Source organism: Streptomyces sp. NPDC059455 (genome assembly GCF_042750115.1).
GTDB classification, from domain to species: Bacteria; Actinomycetota; Actinomycetes; order Streptomycetales; family Streptomycetaceae; genus Streptomyces; species Streptomyces endocoffeicus.
The window spans coordinates 1-4207 of record NZ_JBHYVB010000409.1 but is presented as its reverse complement, the minus strand read 5'-3'; the positions used below and the strand labels follow the sequence as shown (position 1 = coordinate 4207).

3 protein-coding genes are annotated in these 4207 nt (G+C 66.9%); 1 reads left to right on the top strand and 2 read right to left on the bottom strand.

Annotated features, from left to right (window positions below):
* Positions 1-567: 567 nt before the first annotated feature.
* Both ACFXB5_RS52880 and ACFXB5_RS52875 read right to left on the bottom strand, forming a co-directional pair.
* Complete coding sequence (locus ACFXB5_RS52880) at positions 568-2295, bottom strand: DUF6895 family protein (protein ID WP_385223111.1); 1728 nt, start codon at positions 2293-2295, stop codon at positions 568-570.
* A gap of 38 nt (positions 2296-2333) precedes the next feature.
* Positions 2334-2540, bottom strand: coding sequence for a hypothetical protein (locus tag ACFXB5_RS52875; protein WP_037965755.1), 207 nt, complete (start codon positions 2538-2540; stop codon positions 2334-2336).
* A gap of 250 nt (positions 2541-2790) precedes the next feature.
* On the opposite strand from ACFXB5_RS52875, the gene ACFXB5_RS52870 reads away from it, so the two are divergent.
* Entirely contained in the window at positions 2791-3981 is a 1191-nt protein-coding gene (locus tag ACFXB5_RS52870) for an ISAs1 family transposase (RefSeq protein ID WP_385223109.1), read from the top strand.
* The last annotated feature ends 226 nt before the right edge of the window (positions 3982-4207 follow it).

The window sequence follows — 4207 nt, the reverse complement described above, 5'->3', positions numbered from 1 at the left end:
ATGACCGGGCGCGAACCGGCCCTCGGCCACGGTGAACTCACGGGTGACCCTCGCCGGACCGGGTGGCAGGGCACAATGACGCGTGGGCAACGGGGTTCCTCAACGGCCGGAAGTCTTGGCGGACTACCTGACCAACGCAGCCCCGTTGCCCGCGTTCCTATCCCGACACCGAACCCCCTTGCCACCAGCAGAAATACGTTAACTACCCGGCCTTGGGCCAAGGCCCGGCGTCGTCGAACAGCCGGATCGCCGACCTTGCCGATTCGGATTGGACAAATGCCCAGCCGGTGACGGGCTACTGGTGGCGCAGTGGTGGTGAACCTGCTGCACGTCTGCCTCGAGTACCGGGTCACGCCGGTAATGCTGATGGATTGAGCGCTAAAGAATGATCACGGTCTGATCTGGGCTGATCTCGGGGAAACGACGCGGTGGCAGTGAGTGGGTCGGTAGCGTCGCGGTCATGTTGAGTGCTGACGAGCCGCCCCTGAACGACTTCCTTAACGCGCACTCCTGGAGCGATACCGGCAGGCCCCCCGGCCCCCGTCCGGAGCCCCGTCAGATCACGTATCACTGAGGCTGCCGTTCGGATCCAGGGCCATTCCCTTGCACTGCTGTTCTTCCGGCAGTGAGTGAGGCCTGCTTGCTGGCTGTGGCGAGGGCGGTTACTGCGCTTCGGGTCCAGGAGTACTGGGCCTGCTGCCGTGTGGTCGGGTCGTCGCTGGCGGGGTAGCCGAATGCTCCGGTGGTGGTCTGTTGGGCGGTGAGGAAGGCGATGGCGTCCTGGGTGATGCGGTGCTGGCCCCACCCGGTCTGGGCCAGGGTACGGATGGTGCCGGAGAGGCGGCCGAGGTGGTAGGTGTCGCTGGCCTCGCGCAGGCAGACAGCGGCCTGCAGGAGGTAGGCACGTTGCTCGTGTGGCGTGGATTGCCGGGGGATGGCTGCGGTGGTTGACGGGGGGAGGAGGCCGAGGCTGATCAGTCGGTGCACACCGTAGGCAAGGTCGGCAGGAATTCTGTCCAGTGAGCCGACCACGCCGGCTGTGGTCTTGAGGAAGCGTTCCAGGGAGGGGCAACTGGCTCCCGATGCGCGCAGGGCCAGGGCGAACTCTCCCGCCACTTCCATGCCCTGTTCCTGCCAGAGATCCGGGTCCGCGTCGGCGAGGTGTACTGCGTAGTGTTCGAGGGCTGGTCGGGCGAGGTGGCGTTGCTGGATGGCGGCGGCCCCGATGGCGGCGGCTGTGACTCCGGCGAGCCCCACGCGCGGGTCCTGCATCATGCTGTGGTCGCACAGCCACACCACCGCCCGCCGCAGGGGCGCCCCCAGGGGCACGTCTGTAGCCCGGAGATTCGGGCGTGGTCCGGTGAGGCGGCGGGGGCTTCGCGCCAGGAGGCCGGCGAGGGCGGTGACGATGGTGGTGTGGTAGCCCTCTGCCCAGTGCCGGAAGTCCGCGTTCCCGTTGTCGAGGCCGGGGTGGATGATGCCTTCGGGGCCGTTGACGCGTCCGTTGTCTTCCTGGACCGTTTCCAGGAAGGCCCAGGCCCGGTCTGCCGCTTCAGAGTCGGTGATACCGAGGCAGTACAGGCAGCACAGCAGTTCCCCGACGAGGTCGGCGTTGCCGCGGGCTTCACACAGGACGAGGAGTGCTTCGAGGAGCTCGACAGCTCTGCCGGGGCTGTAGCCGCGGGGCCATACCGGCTTACGCTGGCCGAAGTCGGTGGCGTAGAAGAGGGTGTGGGTGATGGCGTAGATGTCGGGGTCGGCCAGCTTGAGGACGTTCGGGTTCTGGCGCAGGAGGGTGAATGGCAGAACCGTGTCCATAGGCGGCAGGTCGTGTTCGATCCCGCACAGGTACAGGGTGTGGAGCAGGTCCAGTTGCCGGTAGGGAACCCGTTCGAACGATGCCGCGTACCCGCCGTCCACAGCTTGCTGGATGATGCGCCGAAACTCGGTGTCTTCCCGGCCGCAGAGCCGTAGTGCGGCGTACGTTCCCGCGTACAGCAAAAGAGCCTGTTCGTCCCGCGCAATCATTTCCCGGTACGAAGGCTGACTGGCAATATTCGCAACCTGCTCGAGAATGGCGGCATAATCACCGTCGAGCGGCGCGTCATCAAGCCGGGCGCGTAACCCGACTAGAAAAGCCGTCTCGATCAGCGCTTTGCGAGTGAACAGCACACAATCCGGCTTAGCGTGGCGGGGGTCCAGCAGGTCCCGGCGCGCAGCGAGCCAGGCAACGGCCTGGTCTTCCACCGCGCGCCTTCGAGATGACCGGCCGCCGGGTTCTTCCGTTTCCACCATCGATCCTCCCGGCAGTCACCTTGTCCAGTTCCAGTGGGTCAGTTGTCTGCGGGCGTGGCGGCGTCCGCTACTTCGTTGGCGACGACCAGGACGTAGCGTTCCCAGGCCAACACGTAGCCTGCGACGTCGTCCAGCTGGCTGACCTGGCCAACCACGCGCTCCAGGGGAACACTCAGATCGACCAGACCACTACTCCTGAGAAAATCCAGCGCTTTACGCGCATCAACCGGCGGCGGACAGGACATGGCGAACCTCCTGCTCGAAAGTCCAGCATTTCCCTTCCACTATCTTCCCATTCACCGCGGCAGCGGAATATGCGAGCAGTAACTCATATAATCTCGCGTACACCGTCAGGACCACCGGACCAGGGCTTCGGCGTAGTCACGTGACGCCCGGTTCGTGGGGATTTGCTGGCTCAGCGGCGCTCTCGGAACGTGACAGGCACGGTTCCAAGATCATGGAGTTCTCTACGCTCCGTGATCCAAGTGGAAGACCGTGCCTGCCGACGCATCATCGCCGATCCCGCCTGCCCTTGACCAACTGCGCGAGAATCCGCAGGTCGGGCCCGAGGAGGTACCGGGCCTGCTGGAGCGGCTGGCCAAGGTGCCGGACCCGCGTGATCCCCGCGGGGTGCGCCACCGCCTGGCCGTCGTGCTCGCGCTGACCGCGTGCGCGGTGCTGGCCGGAGCGACCTCGCTGCTGGCGGTCGGTGAGGGGATCGCCGATGCCCCGGAGTATGTGCTGGAACAGGTCGGCGCCCTCCCCGATCCGCTTCTGCCCAAACGGGTCCTGCCCGCCGAGACCACGGTCCGCCGGCTGCTGGCCCGCATCGACGGCGACGCGCTGGACCGAGCCGTCGGGAGCTGGCTCGCGGATCGCCGGCCGGAGACGACTGAGGCCGCCGGGCTACGCGGCCTGGCCGCGGACGGCAAGAGCCTGCGCGGCGCGGCCAGGGCGAAGGACTGGAAGATCCATCTGCTCGCCGCGCTGGAGCACACCACCGGCCTGGTCCTTGCCCAGCTGGATGTCGGCGAGAAGACCAACGAGATCACCTGCTTCCAGCCACTGCTGGACACCGTCGCTGACCTGGCCGGCGTCGTGGTCACCAGCGACGCCATGCACACACAGCGCGAGCACGCTGACTACCTCCTCGGCCGCGCAGCGCACTACATCGTGGTCGTCAAGGGCAACCAGAAGAAGCTCCGCAGACAGCTCAAGTCCCTTCCCTGGAAGGACATCCCGCTTCAGGGCCGCACCAAGGACGTCGGCCACGGACGCTCGGAGATCCGCCGGATCAAGGTCGCCACGGTGAACAACCTCCTCTTCCCCGGAGCCCGCCAGGGCGTCCAGATCAAGCGCCGCCGCACCGACCGCAAGACCGGCAAGACCACCGTCAAGACGGTCTACGCCGTCACCAGCCTGACCGCCGAGCAGGCCACCCCGTCTCAGCTGGCCCGACTCGTCCGCGACCACTGGACGATCGAGGCCCTGCACCACGTCCGCGACACCACCTTCGCCGAGGACGCCTCGCAAGTACGGACCGGCAACGCGCCCCGCGCGATGGCCACTTGGCGCAACCTCGCCATCGGAGCCCTCCGGGCCGCCGGAGCAAAGAACATCGCGGCCGGCCTCCGCCACAACGCCCGCGATCCCCGTCGCCCCCTCGCACTCCTCGGCCTCAAGTGATCACGAACCAGGCGTAACGCGACTTCGCCGAAGCCCTGGGGATGGAGGCGACACAAGTCCATGATCGGCATCGAGATTGAGAGCCACCCCGATCGGGTGACTTCTGGTTATGGCTGCGATGGCTCGGGAGCGTTCGCGGCAGCTGCGGGGTGTGGAGCCGGATAGGCTGGTGTTCCCGGGTCCCCTCGGGCCACGTCCCTGACAGGCACGGCTCGTGAGGACCCGG

Coding starts and splice junctions, on each gene's coding strand:
- ACFXB5_RS52875 (WP_037965755.1), bottom strand. CDS start 2,540: ATGTCCTGTCCGCCGCCGGTTGATGCGCGTAAAGCGCTGGATTTTCTC.
- ACFXB5_RS52880 (WP_385223111.1), bottom strand. CDS start 2,295: ATGGTGGAAACGGAAGAACCCGGCGGCCGGTCATCTCGAAGGCGCGCG.